Source organism: Pseudomonas sp. KH_046_1, assembly GCF_057839025.1.
This window is the reverse complement of record NZ_CM174481.1, coordinates 4104808-4128081: the sequence shown is the minus strand read 5'-3', so window position 1 is coordinate 4128081 and position 23274 is coordinate 4104808. Positions and strand designations below refer to the sequence as shown.

The 23274-nt window shown below is 61.9% G+C and carries 19 protein-coding genes; 11 read left to right on the top strand and 8 right to left on the bottom strand.

Annotated features, from left to right (window positions below):
* Positions 1-7 precede the first annotated feature (7 nt).
* Entirely contained in the window at positions 8-541 is a 534-nt protein-coding gene (locus AC3IT9_RS19005; protein WP_489270717.1) for a cysteine hydrolase family protein, read from the top strand.
* Between the two features lie 226 nt (positions 542-767).
* On the opposite strand, the gene AC3IT9_RS19000 is transcribed toward AC3IT9_RS19005, so the two are convergent.
* Positions 768-1670, bottom strand: coding sequence for a LysR family transcriptional regulator (locus AC3IT9_RS19000; RefSeq protein ID WP_150725961.1), 903 nt, complete (start codon positions 1668-1670; stop codon positions 768-770).
* A 199-nt stretch (positions 1671-1869) separates the two neighbouring features.
* On the opposite strand from AC3IT9_RS19000, the gene AC3IT9_RS18995 reads away from it, so the two are divergent.
* The 7 genes from AC3IT9_RS18995 to AC3IT9_RS18965 all read left to right on the top strand — a co-directional run bounded on the left by AC3IT9_RS18995 (position 1870) and on the right by AC3IT9_RS18965 (position 11357).
* Positions 1870-3369, top strand: a complete 1500-nt coding sequence (locus tag AC3IT9_RS18995) for a purine-cytosine permease family protein (RefSeq protein WP_151214432.1) — start codon at positions 1870-1872, stop codon at positions 3367-3369.
* Complete coding sequence (locus AC3IT9_RS18990; protein ID WP_489270716.1) at positions 3366-4208, top strand: nitrilase family protein; 843 nt, start codon at positions 3366-3368, stop codon at positions 4206-4208. The genes AC3IT9_RS18995 and AC3IT9_RS18990 overlap by 4 nt, the downstream gene beginning before the upstream one ends.
* 86 nt (positions 4209-4294) lie before the next feature.
* Positions 4295-5317, top strand: coding sequence for a helix-turn-helix transcriptional regulator (locus AC3IT9_RS18985; protein ID WP_489270715.1), 1023 nt, complete (start codon positions 4295-4297; stop codon positions 5315-5317).
* Between the two features lie 201 nt (positions 5318-5518).
* Entirely contained in the window at positions 5519-7315 is a 1797-nt protein-coding gene (locus tag AC3IT9_RS18980) for an amidohydrolase (protein ID WP_489273530.1), read from the top strand.
* 18 nt (positions 7316-7333) lie between these two features.
* On the top strand, positions 7334-9073 hold the full coding sequence (locus AC3IT9_RS18975; protein WP_150725965.1) for an amidohydrolase: 1740 nt from the start codon (positions 7334-7336) through the stop codon (positions 9071-9073).
* A gap of 108 nt (positions 9074-9181) precedes the next feature.
* The gene (locus AC3IT9_RS18970; RefSeq protein ID WP_489270714.1) at positions 9182-9922 is read left to right on the top strand and encodes a TorF family putative porin; all 741 of its coding nucleotides are present in this window, start codon (positions 9182-9184) and stop codon (positions 9920-9922) included.
* 46 nt (positions 9923-9968) lie between these two features.
* Positions 9969-11357, top strand: a complete 1389-nt coding sequence (locus AC3IT9_RS18965; protein ID WP_150755599.1) for a purine-cytosine permease family protein — start codon at positions 9969-9971, stop codon at positions 11355-11357.
* A gap of 126 nt (positions 11358-11483) precedes the next feature.
* Here AC3IT9_RS18965 and AC3IT9_RS18960 read toward each other — a convergent pair whose 3' ends face one another.
* The 7 genes from AC3IT9_RS18960 to AC3IT9_RS18930 form a co-directional block, all read right to left on the bottom strand.
* Positions 11484-12200 (bottom strand): L,D-transpeptidase family protein, encoded by a 717-nt coding sequence (locus AC3IT9_RS18960; RefSeq protein ID WP_489270713.1) that lies wholly within the window; start codon positions 12198-12200, stop codon positions 11484-11486.
* Complete coding sequence (locus AC3IT9_RS18955; protein WP_489270712.1) at positions 12197-12955, bottom strand: M15 family metallopeptidase; 759 nt, start codon at positions 12953-12955, stop codon at positions 12197-12199. Before AC3IT9_RS18955 ends, AC3IT9_RS18960 begins: the two co-directional genes overlap by 4 nt.
* A 33-nt stretch (positions 12956-12988) precedes the next feature.
* The gene (gene lipA, locus AC3IT9_RS18950; RefSeq protein WP_489270711.1) at positions 12989-13978 is read right to left on the bottom strand and encodes a lipoyl synthase; all 990 of its coding nucleotides are present in this window, start codon (positions 13976-13978) and stop codon (positions 12989-12991) included.
* 166 nt (positions 13979-14144) lie between these two features.
* Positions 14145-15401, bottom strand: coding sequence for a serine hydroxymethyltransferase (glyA, locus tag AC3IT9_RS18945; RefSeq protein ID WP_150725971.1), 1257 nt, complete (start codon positions 15399-15401; stop codon positions 14145-14147).
* Between the two features lie 30 nt (positions 15402-15431).
* Positions 15432-15815: a glycine cleavage system protein GcvH gene (gcvH, locus tag AC3IT9_RS18940; RefSeq protein ID WP_150725972.1), complete on the bottom strand. Its 384-nt coding sequence runs from the start codon at positions 15813-15815 to the stop codon at positions 15432-15434.
* A gap of 404 nt (positions 15816-16219) precedes the next feature.
* The gene (locus AC3IT9_RS18935) at positions 16220-17728 is read right to left on the bottom strand and encodes a sigma-54-dependent transcriptional regulator (RefSeq protein WP_150671676.1); all 1509 of its coding nucleotides are present in this window, start codon (positions 17726-17728) and stop codon (positions 16220-16222) included.
* 68 nt (positions 17729-17796) lie between these two features.
* Positions 17797-18711, bottom strand: a complete 915-nt coding sequence (locus AC3IT9_RS18930; protein WP_150725973.1) for a LysR family transcriptional regulator — start codon at positions 18709-18711, stop codon at positions 17797-17799.
* A 151-nt stretch (positions 18712-18862) separates the two neighbouring features.
* Here AC3IT9_RS18930 and speB point away from each other — a divergent pair, with 151 nt between their 5' ends.
* The 3 genes from speB to AC3IT9_RS18915 all read left to right on the top strand — a co-directional run bounded on the left by speB (position 18863) and on the right by AC3IT9_RS18915 (position 23273).
* The gene (gene speB, locus AC3IT9_RS18925; RefSeq protein ID WP_057714206.1) at positions 18863-19864 is read left to right on the top strand and encodes an agmatinase; all 1002 of its coding nucleotides are present in this window, start codon (positions 18863-18865) and stop codon (positions 19862-19864) included.
* Positions 19865-19917: 53 nt separating this feature from the next.
* On the top strand, positions 19918-21429 hold the full coding sequence (locus AC3IT9_RS18920; RefSeq protein ID WP_150758906.1) for an aldehyde dehydrogenase family protein: 1512 nt from the start codon (positions 19918-19920) through the stop codon (positions 21427-21429).
* 269 nt (positions 21430-21698) lie between these two features.
* Positions 21699-23273, top strand: coding sequence for a purine-cytosine permease family protein (locus AC3IT9_RS18915; protein ID WP_150753134.1), 1575 nt, complete (start codon positions 21699-21701; stop codon positions 23271-23273).
* Position 23274: the final 1 nt, after the last annotated feature.

The following is a 23274-nucleotide window of genomic DNA, read 5'->3' as shown; positions in this document are numbered from 1 at the left end:
GGAAATCATGACCACTGCGTTGTTAATCATCGACGTCCAACAGGCTTTGTGTTCCGGTGAATACGAGTGCTACGAGATTGGACGGGTCATCAACACCATCAATGACCTGTCTGCCCGGGCGCGCAAGGCGGGAGTGCCCGTGGTGCTGATCCAGCACGAAGAAGCGGGCAGCCCGCTGGCGCATGAGGCTGCCGGCTGGCAACTGGCAGAAGGGCTGGAAACCTCGCCCAAGGACCACCGCGTGCGCAAGACCACCGGGGATTCGTTCTACCAGACCAATCTGCAAAAACTGTTGCCGAAGGAGGACTTCGAAAGCCTGGTCATCTGCGGCCTGCAGACCGATTACTGCGTCAACGCCACCGTGCGCCAGGCGCTGAAACTGGGCTACGACGTGGTGCTGGCGGGCGATGCCCATTCCACCGTCGACAACGGCAACCTGACCGCAGAAGACATCATCGCCGAGCACAACAAGGACCTGGCGCACCTCACCGGTTCCGTGGCGCGGATCGATGTAATACCGGCCAAGGACATCCACTTCTGAAACCACCACATCCCCCCATAGGAGCGGGCTTGCCCGCGATGACACCAGCACATTCAACATTGATGTTGACTGACCCACCGCCTTCGCGAGCAGGCTCGCTCCCACAGTAATCCCGGTTGTTCGCAGATGTTGCGTACACCCACTAACCCCTGTGGGAGCGAGCCTGCTCGCGAAGGCATCATTACTGCCAGCATCGGCGTTGACTGACCCACCGCACCCACTGGACTTACACCGCTCCGAAAATCTCGATCAGCTCATTCAGGAACGCGCTCACCAGATCCCGCTGCCGCGCCGAATGCCGCACCGCCGCGTGAAAGCTGACCTCATAGCGCAACAGGTCCGGGTTCAGCGGGTGTAACTGCCCCAGCTGTTCATGGCGGGTCGCGTAGTGCTGCGGCAGAAATCCCAAGTGCTGGCCGGACAGGATCAGCAAGGCCGCGCCGTCCATGCTGTCGGTGAGCACGGTCAGGCGCTCAATGGACGTGGGGGCCGGCATTTCCGGCAGCGGATGGCTCGGCCAGACCCAGTCGAACCCGCTGACATCTTCGCGAGTCAGTGCGCCGACCTGGCCGAACAGCGGATGCGAGGGCGCGCAATAGGCAATCTGGGTTTCCGGGAACAGCGGGAAATAATCGATGCTGGGCAAACGATGCCAGAAGTAACCGATGGCCAGGTCGATATGGCCGTTGATGATTTTTTCTTCCAGCAGCGACGACGACAGTTCAGTGAAATGGAAATACAGCCCCTCGTGCCGCGCCCGCAAACGGGCAATGGCCTGGCCGATTTTCCTGTTCGCTACCGGGTCGATTTGCCCCAGCAGGCCGATGTTGATGCTGCCCGAGACTTTTCGGTTGATGTGCTGCACCTCGACCCGGAAACCTTCGGCCGCCGCCAGCAAGCGTCGGGCCGCGTCGATGAACTGAGTGCCTTTGGGCGTTACCGAAAACCCGCCGCGCCCGCGTTCGCACAGACGGAAACCGACCCTGGCTTCCAGCGTCGCCAGCTGCGCGCTGATCGTGGGTTGCGTGGTGTTGAGGGCGGTTTGCGCCGCCGAGATGCCGCCCGCTTCGACGACGGTCAGAAATACCCGGATCAGGCGCAGATCCAGCTCCGTTACAGTTCCCAGCATGGGGGCTCCCGATTCTCGCTTACATAGATACCGATCTATGTGAACAGTGTGCCTGCGATATTTTACTGCCCGGACTCACGCCCTACATTGCCGTGAAACCAGCGTCATCGTCAGCTTTTTATGGAGTTTCACCTGAACTGGACGTCGTAGCGAGCGCTGTACCCACAAAAACAACAAACAACAGCATAGGAACAATCGTATGTCAGGTTCCCCAGTGTCTGCGCACGCCGCCGAGGCGAGCGGCGGGTTGGCCATCGAAGGCCACTCCATCGACTACATCCCGGAAAACGAACGTCACGCCAAACTCAGCAGCCAGGGTCCATTCTGGTTCCTGGGCAATTTCCACTTCTTTACCATCTCCATCGGCTTTGTCGGCCCGAGCCTCGGCTTGTCCGCGCTGTGGACCATGCTCGCCGGTGCCCTGGGCATCATGTTCGGCACTATCTTCATGGCGTTCCACGGCTCCCAGGGCCCGGAAATGGGCCTGCCGCAGATGATCCAGTCCCGCGCCCAGTTCGGCTATCGCGGGGTGATCCTGGCGTTGATGGCGACGATGTTTGTGTTCGTCGGTTTCAACGTGGTGAACATCTCGCTGATCATGAACGGCCTTGAGCATGTGTTCGGCATCGACCCGACTATCGTCGCCGTGGCCGTGGTGCTGATCGGCGCGCTGTTGTCGATCTACGGCCACGACCTGATGCACAAGGCCTTCAAGTGGGCCTTGCTGGCGACCTTGCCGCTGTACGCACTGGTGACCATCGCCCTGATGTTCGGCGCGGGCCAGGAAGGCGTCACGCCGGCGACCGACCTGGGCTTCAACTGGGTGGCCTTCGCCACGCTGTTCGCCATCGGTGCCAGCTACAACATTTCCTATGCACCCTACGTGTCTGACTATTCCCGTTACCTGCCGAAAAACACCAGCCGGGCGAAACTGATCGCGGCGGTGTTCATCGGCGCCTCGTTGTCCGGCAGCTGGATGATCGGCCTCGGCGCCTGGCTGGCCCAGGAGCTCAAAGCAGCGGATGCGCTGGTGGCGTTGAACCAGGTCGGCTCCTCGATGGTGCCGGGGCTGGGCAATCTGCTGGTGATCGTCTCGGTGGCGGGCTTCCTGCCGATCATCGCGCTCAACACCTACAGCGCCATGCTGACGCTGCTGACCGGCGTCGACTCGATCAGGAAAATCACCCCAACACCCCGCGCCCGTGTGCTGTCGATCAGTGTGATCAGCGTCATTGTGTTGACCTGCGTGCTGTCGATCAAAGGTGACGGCATCGCGCTGTTGAACACCTTCCTGGTGCTGTTGCTGTACTTCCTCGTGCCGTGGACCGCCGTCAACCTGGTGGACTACTTCTTCGTGCGCAAGGGCCGCTACGCGATCCCGCATTTCTTCACGCCGAAGGGCATCTACGGCGCCTGGCAATTTCGCGGCATCGTCTCGTACCTGATCGGCTTCGCCGCGATGGTGCCGTTCTTCTACATCTACGATGCCGCCGCCGGCAAAGAGGTCTTCGTCGGCCCGCTGGCGCGAGTGCTGGAAGGCGTGGACATCGCCTGGCTGGTGGGCCTGGTGGTGTCGGGGCTGACCTACTACCTGCTCAGCCGATCGATTGATCTGGCCGCCGAACGCCGGGTGATCGACGCTCTGAGCGAGAGCGACATCGTCGCCATGACCCATTCATCTGCGGAGGCAGGGCGTTGAACAGCGTAAAAAATACCGTGGTCGCCTGCTGCCAACTGGCACCGAAAATAGGCGACCTGGCCCACAACCGCACGCTCACCGAACGGGCGATTCGCCAGGCAGCCTTACAGGGTGCGCAAGTGGTGGTGCTGCCAGAGTTGGTGCAGAGCGGCTATCTGTTTGCCGACCGCTTTGAGGCGCTGTCGCTGGCGGAAACCACTGATGGCCCGATATTGCAGCTTTGGCAGGCCCTGGCCCGTGAGCTGAACCTGGTGATCGTCGGCGGATTCTGCGAGCGCCTGCCCGGTGACGAACTGGCCAACAGCGCGGCGATGATCGACGCCAATGGCCTGCGCGCGGTGTACCGCAAGGCGCATCTGTGGGATGCCGAGAAGGACATTTTCACGGCCGGCGATGCGCCACCGCCGGTGGTCGAAACGCTGCATGGGCGGCTGGGCATGCTGATTTGCTACGACCTGGAATTCCCCGAGTGGGTGCGTCTTCCGGCGCTGGCCGGGGCCGATCTGCTGTGTGCGCCGGTCAACTGGCCTGACGGTCCGCGGCCGCAAACCGAGCGCCCGGCCGAAGTGCTGCGGGTGCAGGCCAATGCCTCGGTCAACCGCATGTTCATCGCCGCCTGTGATCGCTATGGCCATGAACGCGGGGTCGGCTGGGTCCAGGGTTCGGTCATCGTCGACGCCGACGGCTACCCGTTGGCCGGGCCGGCGGAGCAGGGCGGCGAGCAAATCCTGCTGGCGACTCTGAACCTCGCCGAGGCGCGCAACAAGCGCATCAGTGCGCGCAACGACCTGCATCAGGACCGCAGGCCGCAGCTGTATGGGCTGCACAGCACTTTGTAACCGATGATGTCATTGCGTGCTGGACGCCCATCACGGGCCATGGCATCGTCGAAACGAAAAGCCATGCAGTGAACGGGATCGCAATGATGGGGGAGGGAAATAAAGTCGACGGTGACGCGACGATGGTCACGCTCAAGGCGTTCAATCATTGCGTACTGCACCTTGGCCGGTTGGCGCGGGAAAGCGGGGCGTCGCGATTCATCGCCGATGGCCTGCAGGCATTCGGTCAACTGGTGCCCTTCGCGTCTGCCTGGTGGGGCGAGATGTCGACCCCAGGTCCTGATGTTCCCCCTCAGAGCTGGATGCACGGCAGCATCAATCTCCCCGAATCCTTTGCCGCCGAATGGCATCCGGTGGCGGCAAACGATCAGTTCTCCCACGCCACGCTCAATCGTCCCGGTGAGGTGGTGCGCGACAACGGTTTCAACGACCCGTGCGAGGCGGTCAACGATTTCGCCCGGCGCTACGATCTCTACCACTTGATGAGCATCACCTATGAGCTGCCCGAAAGCGGCTTGATGTTTTTCGTCTGTCTCTACCGTGGCCAGGATGAACAGGCGTTCGAGGAGAACGAAGCCGAGCTGTTTTCGGCATTCTGCGATCACCTGTTCCAGCTGTGGCGGTTCCAGGTGCAGGACATGATTCGCTTCGACAGCGAAAACGGCGCGAGTGATTTTGGCGTCGCGCGCATGGACGGCAGCCTGTTGTATGTGGGCGCCAGGTTGTGCACTGCCATTCAACGGGAATTACCCGGCTGGAGCGGTTCAATGCTGCCGGGCGAGGTGATCGCGCAACTGTCGAAGGCGCCCTGCGTGATCCGCCTGGGCCGCTGCGCCCTGACCCTGAGCCCCAACGCCGGACACGTCATCCTGTCCCTGGAAGCTCCGTCGGGCGGGGACGGCCTGGCGCCACGGGAACGCACGGCAGCGATGCTGTTCGCCGCCGGCCACTCCTACAAGGAAATCGCCAAAATGCTCGCCTTGAGCCCCGCGACCGTACGCACCTACCTGCGCAATTGCTACTTGCAGTTGGGTGTGAAAAGCAAGGTGGAGCTGGGTTCGGCCCTGCGTTCGCCGGGTGCGCTGGCGGAGTCCGTGCGCCGGGATTAATCCCAGCCGTTTCAATTATTTGCCTTACCCCTCCTCATTTGCAGAGGTCCATTCGAACGCTGCGCCCTATAGGGTAGGCCCTGTCTATCAGGGGCTGGCGCAGTCGCCTCGGACCGCTTCAAAACAATAAGAACAGGGGTGAGGCATTTGAGACTTTCCAGGCTTTTTGTCGCCGTCGCGGCGACGACGGCATTTTCCGGCATGGCGTTGGCGGCGACACCCGCTGACACGGTCATGCGCAATGGCTACGTCTACACCGTCGATGGCCAGAATTCCGTGCAACAGGCCATTGCCATTTCGGGCGGCAAGATCGTCTATGTCGGCAGCGATGCCGGGGTCGACGCCTACATCGGCAAGCAAACACAACTGATCGACCTGGCCGGACGCATGCTGATGCCGGGCTTCGTCGATGCGCACATGCACCCGGGGGATGGCGGTCGCGCCATGACCTTGTGCGACCTGAAATACCAGACCATGACCCGCGCGCAGTTTCAGACGAGCATCCAGGCCTGCCTCGATGCCGACAAGGACAAGGGCCCGGACGTGTGGCTGGAAGTCGGCAGCTGGGACCGCATGGGCATGACCGGGCTCGACGGCGACGCCGACAAATCGACCCTGGACGTGCTCAAGACCAAGCGTCCGATCCAGGTGCGCTCCACCGACTTCCACACCGTGCTGACCAACTCTCGCGGCCTGGAACTGGCCGGCATCAACAAGAACACCGCCGACCCCGAAGACGGCAAATACCGACGCGACAGCGCCGGCAACCCGAACGGCATCTGTGAAGACGGCGCCGCCGAATCGTTGGCCGCCGTGGTGCCGCCTGCCACCGACGCGGAAAAACTCAATCAGGTTCGCGCAGCCCTCGACGCCATGCGCCAGCAAGGCATCACCAGTTTCATGGATGCGCTGTCCGGCCCGGAAAACGGCAAAGCCTTCACCAGCCTGCAAAAGTCCGGCGAACTGACCGCCCGGGCCTTGCTGGCGATCAAGCTGGACCCGGCCGCCGCTGCCGCCGACCCGGTAAAAACCATCGCCGAGGCCAAGGTCTTGGCCAGCACCTACGACCAGGGCGAAGTGCATGTCGCGCCGGGCGTGAACATGCGCCACGTCAAACTGTTCATGGACGGCATCATTAATGCCCCGGCGGACACCGGCGCCATGTTGACCCCGTACCTGCACAACAGCGGCACCGACAAGGCGCCGAAGTGGACGCCGGGCAAGAACCTGGGCGAACTGTACTTCCCACCGCAAGTGCTCAATCCGTTGTTGCTGCAAGCGGTGAAGGCCGGTTTCGATCCGCACCTGCACGCCACCGGCGAGCGTGCGGTGCGCGATGCACTGGACAGCGTCGCCTATGTGCGCAAGCAACTGCCCGGTCAAGACTTCCGCCCGGCCATCGCGCACGCCGAGTCTGTCGACCCTGCCGACTATTCGCGTTTCAAGGCTCTGGACGTCACGGCCACCATGTCGTTCCAGTGGGCGCAGCAGGCACCGTCCACGGTCGACGGCACCAGTGATCACCTTGGCGCCGAGCGATTCGAGCGCATGGAACCCTCAGGCAGCATCGCCCATGCCGGCGGCCGCGTGGCGTTTGGCAGTGATTGGCCGGTCGATCCGCTGGATGAATTCCTGGCGTTGAAAGTCGGCGTCACCCGTGCCGGCGACCCGACCAATCCGCACAGCTATGGGCCGAAGTATGCCGGGCGACTCAATGCCGATCCGGCGCTGTCGCGAGCCGAAGCGCTGCGCAGCATCACCCTTAGTTCCGCCGAGCAGTTGAAGCTGGACGCGGTGCTGGGGTCGGTCGAAGTCGGCAAGTTCGCTGACCTGATCGTGCTCGACAAGAACTTCATGCAGGTGCCCGAGGAGGAACTGGGCCGCAATGACGTGCTGCTGACGCTGGTCGGCGGCAAGGTCGTGTGGGCCAAGGCGCCGTTCCTGGGGCTTGCGCCGCACGTGGTTTCCCAAGCGGTTACTTCCCGATCCGCCCCATAAAAACTAGAGAGCGTTCCGATGCGATTGATTCCAAACCTGTTGGCCGCCGCGCTGGCCCTATCGTCGGTGCAGGCCATGGCCGCCGCTGACCTGGTGTTGTTCAACGGCAAAGTCTTTACCGCCGAACCCGGTCAGGCACTGGTGCAGGCTGTTGCGGTGCAAGACGGCAAGATTCTGAAAGTGGGCAGCGATGCCGAAATCAATGCCCTGGCCGATGCCAAGACCCAGCGCATCGACCTGGCGGGTAAAGTGTTGATGCCGGGCATGATCGACACCCACAGCCACCCGGTCTCGGGTGCTTTCGACAGCATGAAGGCCAACCTGCTGGACGAGGTCAAACCCTTGCCGGAACTGGAGCAATGGTTGATCGAAGAAGACAAGGCCGGGCGTGCCCGGTCCGGCGATGTGATCAGCGTGGCCGGGGTCAGTTCGGCCTACTGGGAGAAGAGCCGTGAGCTCGGCAAGGTGTTCAACCAGGGACGCTGGGCCGATCAGCCCATCGTCTTCAGCGGCATCGACGGGCACACCGGTTGGGCCAACAACGCGATGCTCAAGCGGCTGAACATCGACGCGGCACTGGTCAAGAGCCTGCCGGAGAAAGAGCGCAGCTTCGTCGGCCATGAAGCGGACTTCACCCCTAACGGCTACTTTGCCGAATCCCGCTGGGACGTGGTGCGCAACGGTATTCCGGCGCCGAGCCCGGAGGCCATGCTCAAGGCCGCTCGCGAGGCGGTGAAGATCAACAATCAATTCGGCGTCACCGCCTGGATGGACGCGGCGGCGAACGGCGGCAGTGAAGATTCGCTGTTCGATTTCCATGCCACCGCGGAAAGTGTCGGCGTGCTGCCGCTGTACAAGGAGCTGGCGCAGAGCGGCGAACTCAGTGCCCACGTCGCTGCGTTGATGGTCACCAATCCGAAGAGCAAACCTGCCGACCTGGAAGTGATCGCCACGGTGATGAAGCAGTTCGAGGGCGTGCCTAACCTGACGTTCCCCGGCGTGAAGATATTTGTCGACGGTATTCTCGAGTTCCCGGGACAAACGGCGGCGGTCGTCGTGCCGTACAAGAACAGCCACAAGGACGGTCAACTGCTGACCGACCCGGCGCACTTTGGCGAACTGGTGGTGGCGGCGGAGAAACGCGGCTGGATCGTGCACATGCACGCCGTCGGCGACCGCGCGGTGCGTGAAGCGCTCAATGGCGTGGCGTATGCGCGCAAGCTCAGCCCGACGCCCGTACCCCACAGCGTCGCGCACCTGCAACTGGTCAATCCCAAGGAGTTTCCACGCTTCAAGGAACTGGGCGTGATCGCCTCGATGCAACTGCTGTGGGCCACCGGCGAGTCTTACACCGTCGAACTGGTCAAGCCTTACATCAGCGCCTTTGCCTACGGTTACCAGTATCCCGCGCGGTCCCTGCATAACGCCGGCGCGACGATTGCCGGTGGCAGCGACTGGCCGGTGTCGAGCGCCAACCCGTTCAACGCCATTGCCCAGGCCAGCACGCGCAAAGGTCCGTTGGGCGTACTCAATGCCAAGGAAAGCATCGACCGCCAGACCATGTTCTACGCCTACACCATCAACGCGGCGAAAACCCTGCGCCTGGATCAGCAGATCGGTTCGCTGGCACCGGGCAAGCAGGCCGACCTGATCATCCTCGACCGCGACGTGTTCAAGGTCAGCGATGACGACCTGTTCGAAACCAAAGTCCTCAACACCTTCTTCGCCGGCAAGCAGGTCTACGCTCCCGCGTCCTGACCTGCGTACACCCAGCACCCGCAACAAACGGCCAGCCCCTCGTAGCGCGAGGGGCCTGGCATCGCCATGCCTGAAATTCCCCGTACGCCATAACAACAAGAGAACTGTATGAACGCACTTTCAGCATTGACCCTCGCGACACTGGCATTGATCCCCCTGACCAGCCAGGCCCTGACACTCAACGATGATTTCAGCCTGGAGATGACCCTGGGCGTCGTCAGCGACTACCGCACCCGGGGCATCTCGCAGACCCTGGGCGATCCGGCAGTGCAGGGCGGCGCAACGTTGCTGCACAGCAGCGGCCTGTACATCGGCGCCTGGACCTCCAACGTGGATTTCGGCGGCGGCTTCGACACCCGCCAGGAACGTGAGTACTACGCCGGTTACTACTGGCAGGCCACGGACGCCATCAGTCTGGACCTGGGCTACATCAAGTACGACTACCCGAAAAACTCCGAATTCAACCTCAGCGAGGCGTACGCCGTCCTCGACCTGTACGGCGTGAAGCTGGGTGCTTTTTACTCCAAGGACACGCCGAACTTTTTCGGCGAGGACCAGGACACCCTTTACACCTACCTGGGCTACAAAATCGATTTGCCGGCCGAAGTCGGCCTGGACCTGCGCTTTGGGCGCAACGATGTGAATGACCCCGCGTTCTGGTCCGCCAATGGCGATAGCCGTGAGTCTTACTACGAGTGGGAAGCCAAGTTGACCCGCGACTTCGTCGGCGTCACCTGGGGGCTGAGCTACGTCGACACCGACCTGTCGAAAAGCGAGTGCAGCAGTTGGTACGGCTATGACGACCTCTGTTCGGCGACAGTTGTAGCCAGCGCAACCAAGACCTTTTAAATTCCGTCCCTGACAACAAAAACAGTTCCACAAAGGAAACACCGTCATGAGTGCGCAACGCAGTCCCCTGATCGAGACCCGCTCGATCGATTTCATTCCCGAGGCTGAGCGACACGGCAGTCTCTACAGCCAGTTCACCCTGTGGCTCGGCGCCAACCTGCAAATCACCGCCATCGTCACCGGCGCCCTGGCCGTGGTGCTGGGCGGCGATGTGTTCTGGTCGCTGATCGGCTTGCTGATCGGGCAAGTGCTCGGCGGTGCCGTGGTGGCGCTGCACGCAGCGCAAGGGCCGAAGCTCGGCTTACCGCAGATGATCTCCAGCCGAGTGCAGTTCGGGGTGTATGGCGCGGCGATCCCGATTGTCCTGGTGTGTCTGATGTACCTGGGTTTCAGCGCCACCGGCGCGGTGTTATCGGGGCAGGCAATCGCGCAGCTGATCAGTGTCAGCGACAGTGCCGGCATCCTGATTTTCGCAGCGTGCATCGCGTTCCTGACGATCTTCGGCTATCGGGTGATTCACCTGGTCGGGCGGGTGACCAGCGTGCTGGGCATCATCGCCTTCGCCTACCTGTTCACCCGGTTGATGACCCTCAACGACATCGGCCTGCTGCTCGACAATCGTCATTTTGGCTGGAGCACCTTCCTGCTGGCGGTGTCGCTCTCGGCGTCCTGGCAGATCGCCTTCGGCCCCTACGTGGCGGACTACTCGCGCTACCTGCCGAGCAAGACGTCATCGTGGAAAACCTTCACCGCCGTGGGCCTCGGCACAGTGCTGGGGGCCCAGACTTCGATGGTGCTGGGGGTGTTCGCCGCCGCACTGGCCGGGGCGAATTTCCGTGGACACGAAGTGGCGACCATTGTCGGCCTGGGCAGTAGCGGTGTGATCGCGTCCTTGCTGTACCTGAGCATTGTGTTCGGCAAGGTCACGGTGTCCACTCTCAACGCCTACGGCAGTTTCATGTGCATCGCCACCATCATCAGTGGCTTCCGTCGTCGCCTGGAAATCACCGCCCGCCAGCGCATGCTGTTTGTGCTGCTGATCGTCGCGGCGTCCACCGCGCTGGCATTGCTGGGGCAGTACTCGTTCCTCAACTCGTTCAAGTACTTCATCCTGTTTTTGCTGACGTTCTTCACCCCGTGGAGCGCGATCAACCTGGTGGATTACTACTTCATCAACAAGGAGCGTTACGACATTCCTGCATTGTCCGACCCGAATGGGCGCTACGGTCGCTGGAACGTGCTGGGGATCAGCGTCTATGTGATCGGCGTGTTGATCCAGTTGCCCTTTGTCGACACCCATTTCTACTCCGGGCCGATGGTTGCGCAACTGGGCGGCGTGGATATTTCATGGATCGTCGGGCTGCTGGTGCCGGGTGTGATCTATTACGCGCTGGCCAAGCCGTCGATGAGTGCTGTGGTGGTTGAGCGGGGTTAATACCAGCTTTTGTGGCGAGGGAGCTTGCTCCCGCTGGACTGCACAGCAGTCCCATCTTTTGGGGCCGCGTCGCGCCCCAGCGGGAGCAAGCTCCCTCGCCACAGGTTTGGTGTTGTTCTTGATTGATCAAAGCTCAGGCAGTTTCCAGTGCTCACGCAACTGCTCGTACTGCACTTCAGGCAGTTGCACCAGCACCGGGGATTTGCCCGGGTCCAGCCAGTCGAACAACCGCGCGATATTCGCCGGGTCCATGGCCGTACAGCCACGGGTCGGCGCCGCAGGGCCGCGCCAGATGTGGAAGAAAATGCACGAGCCGGCAGCGGGAGAGGCCGGGGTGTTGTGCTGGATGACGATGCCTTGGTGGTACAGCTCATCCGAGCGGCGCATCCGTTCGGAGCTGCTCCAGCCTTTTTCGACGACTGCTCCGTCGACCAGTTCGTTGTAACGCGTGGACTGGCTGTCATCCACGCATTCGATGGTCGGCGTCAGCGACAGATAGGGCAGGCGGGTGTCGGCCGAAGGCTCATAGCCAAACGCCGTGCCCAGCTTGAACATTCCGGCCGGTGCCTTGCCATCGCCTTCCTGTTTGACCGGTCCTTCAGGTTGCCCGATATCGAGCAGCCCCTTGCCCCAGCCCATGCCGTTCTTGCCGAGCACCACTGCAAAGGGCGCTTCGAATTTCTGCAAGGTCTGCCCGTGCCGTTCATAGCGCTGGGCAGTACCCTGGATGTCATCCCAGCCTTTACTGGTGACAACGATCAGTTGGTCGCTGCCGTCGAGTCCCTGGGCCATTGCGGCCAGCGGAAAAAATCCCACCAACAGGGTCTTGAGCAGAATGTTCATGGTGCAAGCGGCGTGATGGGGAAATCCATGACGTCTGGCTTCTGCGGATTCCCGCTGTACGTGAAGTGCCACCACTCGGCCGAATAACCCACAAAACCTTCCTTGGTCATGGCACTGGTCAGTCGCTGGCGATGGGCTTTGGCCGTGGCGTTGATCAGCGCCGAGTCAGTGTGGGCCCGCTCATCGAAGCAATCGAAACCGGTGCCCATGTCGAGCGCGCCGTCGCGCCAGCGCTGGCCGTACGGGGCGGTGCAATCCACAGGCGTGACTGAAGGCGACCAGGTGTCGGCGGGCAGGGCGTCGGGGCCGGTCATCGTCAGGTCTACGGTGTTGCCCCGGGAATGATTGGACACCCGGGCCACGTAACCCAGGCGCCAGAAATCCTGCTTGTCGACCCGAGGATAGAACTCGGTCTTGAGCGGGTCGCCGGGTTCGGTGGCGAAGCGGCCCATGTCCGCCACTGCGCGGGTCGGGCGATAACAGTCGAATACTTTCAAGCCGTAGCCTTCGGCTTTCAGTGAGCTTTGCACTCGGGCTAATGCCTTTGCAGCGTCCTCCGACAGCAGGCACTCCGCCGCCTGGTAGCCGTCGAGCGGGTGTCCGGTGAAGTTGTGCGCGCTGGCGTAGCGGATGTCCTGCTCGATGCCCGGGTCGACGCTGCGCACATACACCATGTGCCCGGGTTTCGACTCGTCGGCCATGCACGGCGTGGCAAGACTCAGGCACAGCAACAATAGACAGGGTGAACGAAACATCGGGAGCGGCTCCATGCATGACCAGTCACCTCATCATGGCTTGAAACCGGCTGTACCTCCATGAAGTTGTTGATCGGCGTGATAGGACGAACGCACCAGCGGCCCGGACGCCACGTTCTTGAAGCCCATGCGCATGCCTTCCTCGGCGAACCAGGCAAAGGTGTCCGGATGCACGAAGCGCTGCACCGGCAAGTGACTGCGCGAGGGTTGCAGGTATTGGCCGAGGGTCAGCATGTCGATGTCGTGCTCGCGCATGCGCTGCATGACTTCGATGACTTCCTCGTCGGTTTCGCCAAGGCCCAGCATCAGGCCGGATTTGGTCGGCACATGGGGCACCGACTGCTTGAATTTCTGCAGCAGGTCCAGCGACCACTCGAAGTCCGAACCCGGCCTCGCGGCCTTGTACAGGCGCGGTACGGTTTCCAGGTTGTGGTTGAACACATCCGGTGGCTCATTGGCAGTGATTGCCAACGCGACGTCCATGCGCCCGCGATAATCCGGCACCAGGGTTTCCAATTGAATGCCGGGCGACAGCTTGCGGATCTCGCGCAGGCAATCGACAAAGTGTTGGGCGCCGCCGTCGCGCAAGTCGTCGCGGTCCACCGAGGTGATCACCACGTACTTCAGGCGCAGCTCGGCGATGGCCACGGCCAGGTTCATCGGCTCGTTGGCGTCCAGCGGCTTGGGCCGGCCATGGCCGACATCGCAGAACGGACAGCGACGGGTGCAGATGTCGCCCATGATCATGAAGGTCGCGGTGCCACCGGAGAAACATTCACCGAGGTTCGGGCACGAGGCTTCTTCGCAGACACTGTGCAGCTTGTGCTTGCGCAGCAGTTGCTTGATCCGGTCGACCTCGGGAGAGATCGGCATGCGCACGCGAATCCAGTCGGGTTTGCGCGGGAATTCATCCGTGGGAATGATCTTCACCGGGATCCGCGCGACCTTTTCCGCGCCGCGCAGTTTGGTGCCGACCTCTACTTTCGCCGGGCTCTTGCCGGTCGATTCGACAATGGCATTCATGATGCTTTCCTTGTGCAGCAGGGTACTGAACCTGTGGGAGACCCTGTGGGAGCGAGCTTGCTCGCGATGGCGGACTTTCATTCAACATCAATGCTGAATGTAATGGCCCCATCGCGAGCAAGCTCGCTCCCACAGGGTTTTTTCCATATGGTTTTGTCGTGTTTGTTCAGTCGCGGTAGACCGGGAAATCGGCACAAAGCGCTGCAGCCTGCCGTGCAACATTGGCCTCGATATCGGCATCGCCCAGATGATCGAGGATGTCGCAAATCCAGCCCGCCAACGCAATGCTCTGCGCTTCCTTGAAGCCACGACTGGTGATCGCCGGCGTGCCGATGCGCAAACCGGAGGTCACGAACGGCGATTGCGGATCGTTGGGCACGGCGTTCTTGTTCACGGTGATGCCGGCGCGACCGAGGGCGGCGTCGGCGTCCTTGCCGGTCAGGCCCTGGCGGATCAGGCTGACCAGAAACAGATGGTTGTCGGTACCGCCGGACACCACGTCATAACCGCGCTCAATGAAGACCTGCGCCATGGCCTGGGCGTTGCGGATCACTTGCGCCTGATAAGTCTTGAACGCTGGCTCCAGCGCTTCCTTGAAACACACGGCCTTGGCAGCGATCACGTGCATCAACGGCCCACCCTGACCACCAGGGAACACCGCGGCGTTGAGCTTTTTCTCAAGTTCAGGATTGGCCTTGGCCAGGATCAAACCGCCACGTGGACCGCGCAGGGTCTTGTGGGTGGTGGTGGTCACCACGTCAGCGTAGGGCAGCGGGTTCGGGTACAGACCGGTGGCTACCAGCCCGGCGACGTGGGCCATGTCGACGAAGAAGTACGCGCCGACCTTATCGGCGATCTGGCGGAAGCGCGGGAAGTCCAGGGTTTTGGAGTAAGCGGAGAACCCGGCGATGATCATCTTCGGCTTGTGCTCGACCGCCAGGCGTTCGACTTCGTCGTAGTCGATCAGGCCCGTGGTGGTGTCAATGCCGTACTGCACGGCGTTGTACAGCTTGCCGGAAAAACTCACCTTGGCGCCGTGGGTCAGGTGACCGCCGTGGGCCAGGCTCATGCCCAGCACGGTGTCGCCGGCTTGCAGCAACGCCAGATAAACCGCCGCGTTGGCCTGGCTGCCGGAGTGCGGCTGGACGTTGGCATAGTCGGCGCCGAACAGTTGCTTGGCGCGGTCGATGGCCAGTTGCTCGACCACATCGACGTGCTCGCAGCCGCCGTAGTAACGCTTGCCCGGATACCCTTCGGCGTACTTGTTGGTCAGGCCGCTGCCTTGTGCCTCCATCACCCGCTGGCTGGTGTAGTTTTCCGAGGCGATCAGTTCGATATGGTGTTCCTGCCGCGCATCCTCGGCGTTCATCGCCGCCAGCAGTTCGTCGTCATAGCCTTTGATCTGGTCGTGCTTGCTGAACATAGTGTGGTCCTTGTGTGGAAGGGTTGGGCTTCAAGCGTCGGCGTGTTCTGCGGTCAGGCGTTCATAGGCGTCTTGATCCAGTAGATCGCTCAACGCCAGGGCATCGACCGGTTTGAAGCGAAAGAACCAGCCTTCGCCCAATGGGTCTTCGTTGACCAGTTCCGGGGTGCTCTCCAGCGTCGCGTTGATCTCGACCACTTCACCATCCAGCGGCATGCCGATACTGCTGGCGGCTTTCACCGATTCCAGCACCGACACTTCAGCGCCTGCATCGAAGGCGCCCAGTTCAGGCACCTGAACGAACACCACATCCCCCAGCGCTTGCTGGGCAAACGCCGTGATGCCGACGGTGACCAGGCCATTGCTCTCGAGGCGCAACCATTCGTGATCGACGGTAAAACGCAATTGGCTCATATCAACTCCTTATTGTTTTAAGGCTCGTGGCGGGGCGACGAGCGGGGTTGCAGGAGTGATAGCAAGGGCGGTGCCAAGGTTGATTAGTTGTTTTAAATCAATGGCTTGATGTGATTTTATTAAGTGCGAGAGATTCCATCCGTATTAAAATCAATACAGACAAGCAGGGCTGTGGGCGCAGACGCCGTAAATGCGGGTGGGAAGGGTTTTGTCTTGATTTCGCTACGCTGTATCGATTTGCAGACGAAAAATTCAGCAACACCACTGATCCCCTGTGGGAGCGAGCTTGCTCGCGATTGCGGTGTGACAGGCAAAATTGATATCGACTGACACGGCCTCATCGCGAGCAAGCTCGCTCCCACAGGGGAATGTGTTGTCGGTGACAATGTGTTCCGACAGATCACTCAGGGCTTTGCGGGAATCCCGTATTTGCGCAACCGAATCGCGATGGCGCTATGGGACGTCTGCAACCGCGCCGCCAGCAACCGGCTGGACGGATAGCTGCGATACAGCTGTTCCAGCAGGTTCTTCTCAAAGTCGCCAACCGCTTCTTCCAGGCTGCCGACTTCGCCGTCGTTTTGCCGCTCTACCGCCGTGCGCGCAATGTCCAGGTCGTCGATGTCCACCAGCGGGTTTTCGCAAATCGCCGCCGCCCGGAAAATCACGTTTTGCAGTTGCCGCACGTTGCCCGGCCAGCGGTTGCCGAGCAGGGCGCTGAAGGTGCTCGGTGCCAAACGACACGGCGGTCGCTGGATCTGCGCGCAGGCCTGTTGCATGAAGTGATTGGCCATCAGCAGGATGTCGTGACCGCGTTCGCGCAGCGGCGGCACTTGCAGGTTGAGCACGTTGAGGCGGTAGAACAGGTCTTCGCGAAACCGTCCTTCGGCGACCATTTTTTCCAGGTCGCGGTGGGTCGCACTGAGCACCCGCACATTGACCCGGACCTCTTTGTCGCCACCGACCCGACGGAAGCAACCATCGCTCAGGAACCGCAGCAACTTGGCTTGCAGATAGGGCGACATTTCCCCCACTTCATCGAGGAACACCGTGCCCTGGTCGGCCAGTTCCAGCAGGCCGAGCTTGCCGCCCCGTTGCGCGCCGGTGAAGGCGCCGGGGGCGTAGCCGAACAGCTCGCTTTCGGCCAGGCTCTCCGGCAGTGCCGCGCAGTTCAACGCCAGAAACGGCGCATCGTGCCGTGGGCTGATGGCATGGCAGGCGCGGGCCACCAGCTCCTTGCCGGTGCCGGTTTCACCCTGGATCAAGAGCGGCGCATCAAGGGCCGCTACCCGTTGCGCACGCGCCTTCAGCGCACGGATCGGCGGCGATTCGCCGAGCAGCGCATCGAAACCTTCGGCATGGTCATGGTGCAGCGCCGACAGGCGTTCGCCAATGCGATTGGGTTGATACAGGGTGAGCAGGGCGCCAGCGTCGGTGATCGGCATCGCGTCGAGCAGCAACGTCTGGCCGCCGAGGCTGACCTCGTGCATCGGCAGGCGGAAATGCTGAGCGATCAAGGTGCGTTGCAAATCGGCATCGTCGAACAGTGCGGTCAGCGATTCACCAGCCGGTTCGCGGCCGCAGAGGGCGATCAGCGCCGGGTTGGCCAGCAGTACATGGCCGCGGTCATCCACCGCCAGCACCGGGTCGGAACTGGCTGCCAACAACGCGTCCAGTTGCAGGCGCCGGCGTTGTCCCGGAAGGATGTCGACCATGGTCACCGCTTGAACGCCGCGCACGTCGAAAAGCGCCTCGCGCAACTCCTCCAGCACCTCGGCGCCGAGGGTCGGCGCATCGATGTAGACGTTCGGCGGCACCATCTCCACGGCGTCCAGGTTGAAACTGCGACCACCGAGCAGGGCCAGCACTTCCTGGGTGATGCCGACGCGGTCGATGAAGGTGACGTGGATACGCATGACGGGCCTGCAAGGTTGGCGAACCGAATCAGTATGCCCGGCAAAATTTGAATTTGGCGAGTGTCACATCACGGCTTGCCGGTTTTACGGGTGCTGGCGGCCAGGTCCTCGAGGAACGCCTGGAGGATCGGTGGCGGTGCCGTGCCGCGTCGGGTGATCACGTCGAACGGCGACTTCAGGCGCAGGCTAGCCGGCGCGAGTTGGTGCATCTCGCCGCTCTTGACCCATTGGGCGGCGAAGTGCTCAGGCAGAAAACCCAGGTAGGCGCCGGAAATGATCAGGATCGCCGTGGCTTCGATGTTGTCCACGGTGGCGGCCGCCTTGCTCACGCCCAGGTGTTCGAGGTCGTATTGCTGCATGTAGCCGCGCACGACGATCCGCCCGGCAGCGACTTCTTCGAGCAGCTCCTCACCTTCGGCGTGGCTGCCGTACAACGGGTGACGCCGCCCGCAATACAAGCCCAGGGCTTCCTGGTACAGCGGTGATTGCAGTAACCCAGGCACATGGATCGGAAAGTGCCCGATGGCCAGGTGCAGGCGACCGTCGAGCACCCGCTCTTCGAGTTCCGCCGGGGTGCCGACGTACACGTTCAGGTGCACGTCATGGCCCCGTGAAACGAAGCGCTGGGTGGTGCGCGGGATCGGCGAGTCGGGGTCGGTGATCGTGGTGTCGATGATCCCCAGGTTGAGCTTGCCGCTGATGTGCTGCTTGAGCACGTCGGCGTCCATGCAGAAGTTTTCCACCGCCGACAGCAGGCGCTGGGTGGCTTCATGAATCGCTACGCCTTGTTCGGTCAGGCGAAAGCCGCTGCGCCCGCGCTGGCAGAGTTTGACCCCGAGGCGGGTTTCCAGGTGGGTCATCTGTTCGCTGATGGTCGACTGCCCGGCATTGAGCGCCGCCTGCGCGGCGGAGAAGCCGCCGCAGCGGACAATCGTGGCAAACACCCTGAGCAGTTTCAGGTCGACATCGTGCAGCTGGATCATCTTGGACCTCCGGCATGGGGATGCATCGGGAATACCGATATGAGTATCTGATGTTTAGCATTTTTTCCACGAAAACCTGCGCCCATAGTCTTTCCAACGGCGGTCGCCTTGCAGTCCGTCAAGCCGATAACAAGAAGTGGAGAGGCTAGAAATGTCGAACAACGGTTATGAATCCGGTCGCCTGAACCTGCCATTCGTGGGTCATTGCACCTTTGGCAAATCCCCGGTGTGCACCGATTGGGATGCACTGGATGCCGACGTCGCGGTGCTCGGCGTGCCCAACGACATGGGCACCCAGTGGCGCTCCGGCGCACGCTTCGGACCACGCGGGATTCGCGAAGCATCGACGCTGTTTTCCTTCGGCCACGCTGGCGCCTACGACCACGAAGATGACGTGATGTACCTCACTGCATCGGACGTGCGCATGGTCGACGTCGGTGATGCCGACATCGTCCACACCGACATGGCCACCAGCAACAAGAACACCGAATACGCCGTACGCAAGATCCTCGACGCCGGCGTGATGCCGGTGGTACTCGGTGGCGACCACTCGGTGCACGCACCAGTGATCAAGGCCTTCGAAGGCCGCGGCCCGATCCACATCATTCACTTCGATGCGCACCTGGATTTCGTCGACGAACGCCACGGTGTTCGCTACGGCCACGGCAACCCGCTGCGCCGTGCTTCGGAAATGAACCACATCGTCGGCATGACCCAGATGGGCATCCGCAACGTGTCGTCGTCCAACCGCGATGACTACGAAGCGGCCCATGAAGCCGGTTCGAAAATCCTCTCGGTGCGTGACGTGCGTCGCCTTGGCGTCGAAGGTGTTTTGGCGCTGATCCCGCAGAACATCAACTACTACATCACCATCGACATCGACGGTTTCGACCCGTCCATCGCCCCCGGTACCGGCACCCCGAGCCACGGCGGCTTCCTCTACTACGAAGTGCTGGAAATCATCCAGGCCCTGGCCAAGCGCAGCAAAGGCAACATCGTCGGCATGGACCTGGTGGAAGTGGCACCGGTCTACGACCCGACCGGCATGACCTCGATCCTGGCCGCGCAACTGCTGCTCAACAGCATCGGTTTCATCTTCCACGAGCGTGGCAAGGTGCGGGCGGCCGCCGAGAGCGAAACCGCATCAGCCTGATCATCGAAACCAGTGACCCGGCAGGCTCTGACTGCCGGGCAGAGAGAATAAAAATGGACACGATCGTCAAAAGTTACCTGCAAAAATTCGGCGTCAGCGAAGCCACCCAGACCTTCCTCGGCAAGGTCCAGAAAATGTTCATCGGCGGCGCCTGGGTCGAAGCCAGCGATGGCCAGACCTCCGATGTGATCGAACCTTCGACCGAAGGCCTGATCACCCGCATTCCCATGGGCACCACCGATGACCTCGACCGCGCCGTGCAAGCCGCCCGCGCCCAGTTCGACGGCGGCGCCTGGCGCCAGGCCAAACCGGCCGAACGCGAGCGCATGATGCAGCGCCTGGCCGACCTGATCGAGCAGAACGCCGCGGAGCTGGCGGAAATCGAATCCATCGACATGGGCAAATCGGTTGCCTTCGCCAAGGACGTGGACATCCAGGGCACCGTGGATACCCTGCGTTACTTCGCCGGCTGGGCCACCAAGCTGCACGGCCGTACCGTCGAACCTTCGCTGCCGGGCAATTACCTGGCCTATACCCGCAAGGAAGCGGTGGGCGTAGTCGGCGCCATCGTGCCGTGGAACTTCCCGCTGCAAACCATGGCCTGGAAGCTCGGCGCGGCGCTGGCCACCGGTTGCACCGTGGTGGTCAAGCCCGCCGAACTGACTTCGCTGTCGGCCCTGCGTTTCGCTGAACTGGTGCAGGAAGCGGGCATCCCTGACGGCGTGATCAACATCGTCACCGGGCGCGGCAGCGTGGTCGGTGCGGCCATGGCCACCCACCCGGGCATCGACAAACTGACCTTCACCGGCTCGACCCCGGTCGGCCAGACTGTCGGCCGCGCAGCGCTGGATGACATGAAGCGCCTGACCCTCGAACTCGGTGGTAAATCACCGGTCATCGTCTGCGCCGACGCCGACATCCCGGCCGCCGCCCAAGCGGTCGCCAATGGCGTGTTTTTCAACTCCGGGCAGGTATGCGACGCCGGTACACGGGCCTATATTCATAGCAGTGTCTACGACGAATTCCTGCGTGAACTGATCGCCTATACGCGCACCCTGAAAATCGCCCCGGGCCTGGATCCTGACTGCTTCATCGGTCCGCTGGTTTCGGCCCTGCAAAAGCAGCGTGTGACCGAGTACATCGAAACGGGCAAGGCTGAAGGCGCCGAACTGGTCTACGGCGGTCAACCGATCGATGGCCCTGGCTTTTTCGTCGAGCCGACCATCTTCGCCAATTGCCGCAATGACATGCGCATTGTCCAGGAAGAGATCTTCGGCCCGGTGCTGGTCACCGCACCGTTCGACGATGAAGAAGACGCGCTGGCCCTGGCCAACGACTCGCCCTACGGCCTGGCGGCGGCACTGTATTCCAACGACCTGGGCAAGGTGCACAGCCTGATTCCACGCTTGAAAGCAGGTTCGGTCTACGTCAACGCCCACGGCACCCTCGACCCGTCGATGCCGTTCGGTGGCTACAAACAGTCCGGATTCGGCAAGGACCTGGGCGCCGAGCAGCTCGACTACCTGCTCGAAACCAAGGCGGTGTGGATCACACTGCCAAGCTGATGCTGATCAGTTAAGACAAGGAACAATGCAATCCCTGTGGGAGCGAGCTTGCTCGCGATGACGGTTGCACATTCAACATCTGTGTTGCCTGACCCTCCGCTATCGCGAGCAAGCTCGCTCCCACAGGTTTTGCATCTTTCAATAAGGCATCTGCAACAACGCCAGGTAGGCACGGGTATCACTGGACCTGTGGCCCTCGCCACAGGGGAGTCGTTCACCCGAAAGAACGCGGTTATCTCGTCATGATCTTCCAACAATAAGAGTCCATCATGAACACTAACGCCAAGTCCGCCACGAGCGTGTCCAGCCTCGACGAAAAATCCGTCGTCGAGGGGCATTCGATTGACTTCATCCCCGAAAACGAGCGCACCGACAAGCTGGCCAGTCAGGGCCCGTTCTGGTTCCTCGGCAATTTCACCTTCTTCACCATGACCATCGGCTTCGTCGGCCCAAGCGTCGGCCTGACCGCGCTGTGGACCACGCTGGCCGGCACGCTGGGCATCATGTTCGGCACACTGTTCATGGCGTTCCACGGCTCCCAGGGCCCGCACCTCGGCCTGCCGCAAATGATCCAGTCCCGTGCACAGTTCGGCTATCGCGGGGTGATCCTGGTACTGCTCGCAACGCTGTTCGTGTTCGCCGGCTTCAACATCGTCAACCTGGTGCTGATGATGCAAGGGCTGCATACGCTGTTCGGGTTCAACCCGGCGGTGATCGCGGTGGCGGTGACCATACCGGCGGCGGTGCTGGCGATTCTCGGCCATGACTGGATGCACCGCAGCTTCAAATGGGCGTTGTACCTGTCGCTGCCACTGTATGGCCTGGTGACCGTGGCGGTGGTGATGGGCTGGGTGCCGGATGCGGTGCTGCCGGCACTCGCGGAAGGCGAAGTGGCCCGGGAGCCGCTGGGTTTCAACTGGACCGGTTTCATCGCGCAGTTTGCGGCGGCCGCCAGCTACAACATCGCCTATGCGCCTTATGTGTCGGACTATTCGCGCTACCTGCCGAAAAACACCTCCAGCGGCAAGCTGATCGCCGTGGTGTTCCTCGGGGCGTCGCTGTCCGGTGCGTGGATGATCTCCGTGGGTGGCTGGCTGGCCGATCACCTGCACACCACTGACGTGCTGGTGGCCCTCGGGCAAGTCGGCAACACCGTGTCGCCGCTGGTGGGCACGGCAGTGGTGGTGGTCACCATCCTGGCGTTCCTGCCGGTGATCGCGATGAACATCTACAGCGCCAAGCTGACCACGCTGACCTGCGTCGACTCGATCAAGCACATCGAACCAACGCGCAAGGCACGCATCCTGGCCATCGGCTTCGTGATCCTGCTGCAACTGGGCGTGGCCCTGAGCATCCAGAGTTCCGGCAAAGGCTTGTCGGTGCTGGGGATCTACCTGGTGGTGATGCTGTACTTCCTGGTGCCCTGGACCTCGGTCAACCTCACCGACTACTTCTTCGTGCGCAAGGGCCGCTACGCCATCCCGCACTTCTTCATGCCCCACGGCAACATCTACGGCAGCTGGGGACTGCGCGGCATCGCCGCCTATGCCATCGGTTTTATCTCGATGATCCCGTTCTTCTACATCTACGACGGCGTTGAACAGCGCGAGGTGTATGTCGGCCCGCTCGCCAAGGCGCTGGGCAGCATCGACATCGCCTGGCTGGTCGGGCTGATCGTGTCGGGCGTGGCGTACTACTGGCTGAGCCGCTCGATCGACCTCAAGCGCGAAGAGGCAGTGATCCAGCAGATCGAGAAAAACTCCCCGCAATACACCACTGGCGACACGCTGACCCACAAACAGCAGCCACTGCCGGTATTCACTGAATCGACGGTCGGGAGATGAC

Coding starts and splice junctions, on each gene's coding strand:
- AC3IT9_RS19005 (WP_489270717.1), top strand. CDS start 8: ATGACCACTGCGTTGTTAATCATCGACGTCCAACAGGCTTTGTGTTCC.
- AC3IT9_RS19000 (WP_150725961.1), bottom strand. CDS start 1,670: ATGCTGGGAACTGTAACGGAGCTGGATCTGCGCCTGATCCGGGTATTT.
- AC3IT9_RS18915 (WP_150753134.1), top strand. CDS start 21,699: ATGAACACTAACGCCAAGTCCGCCACGAGCGTGTCCAGCCTCGACGAA.
- AC3IT9_RS18960 (WP_489270713.1), bottom strand. CDS start 12,200: ATGAACATTCTGCTCAAGACCCTGTTGGTGGGATTTTTTCCGCTGGCC.
- AC3IT9_RS18985 (WP_489270715.1), top strand. CDS start 4,295: ATGGGGGAGGGAAATAAAGTCGACGGTGACGCGACGATGGTCACGCTC.
- AC3IT9_RS18935 (WP_150671676.1), bottom strand. CDS start 17,728: ATGCGTATCCACGTCACCTTCATCGACCGCGTCGGCATCACCCAGGAA.
- speB (WP_057714206.1), top strand. CDS start 18,863: ATGTCGAACAACGGTTATGAATCCGGTCGCCTGAACCTGCCATTCGTG.
- glyA (WP_150725971.1), bottom strand. CDS start 15,401: ATGTTCAGCAAGCACGACCAGATCAAAGGCTATGACGACGAACTGCTG.
- AC3IT9_RS18995 (WP_151214432.1), top strand. CDS start 1,870: ATGTCAGGTTCCCCAGTGTCTGCGCACGCCGCCGAGGCGAGCGGCGGG.
- gcvH (WP_150725972.1), bottom strand. CDS start 15,815: ATGAGCCAATTGCGTTTTACCGTCGATCACGAATGGTTGCGCCTCGAG.
- AC3IT9_RS18920 (WP_150758906.1), top strand. CDS start 19,918: ATGGACACGATCGTCAAAAGTTACCTGCAAAAATTCGGCGTCAGCGAA.
- AC3IT9_RS18930 (WP_150725973.1), bottom strand. CDS start 18,711: ATGATCCAGCTGCACGATGTCGACCTGAAACTGCTCAGGGTGTTTGCC.
- AC3IT9_RS18975 (WP_150725965.1), top strand. CDS start 7,334: ATGCGATTGATTCCAAACCTGTTGGCCGCCGCGCTGGCCCTATCGTCG.
- lipA (WP_489270711.1), bottom strand. CDS start 13,978: ATGAATGCCATTGTCGAATCGACCGGCAAGAGCCCGGCGAAAGTAGAG.
- AC3IT9_RS18955 (WP_489270712.1), bottom strand. CDS start 12,955: ATGTTTCGTTCACCCTGTCTATTGTTGCTGTGCCTGAGTCTTGCCACG.
- AC3IT9_RS18980 (WP_489273530.1), top strand. CDS start 5,519: ATGGCGTTGGCGGCGACACCCGCTGACACGGTCATGCGCAATGGCTAC.
- AC3IT9_RS18970 (WP_489270714.1), top strand. CDS start 9,182: ATGAACGCACTTTCAGCATTGACCCTCGCGACACTGGCATTGATCCCC.
- AC3IT9_RS18965 (WP_150755599.1), top strand. CDS start 9,969: ATGAGTGCGCAACGCAGTCCCCTGATCGAGACCCGCTCGATCGATTTC.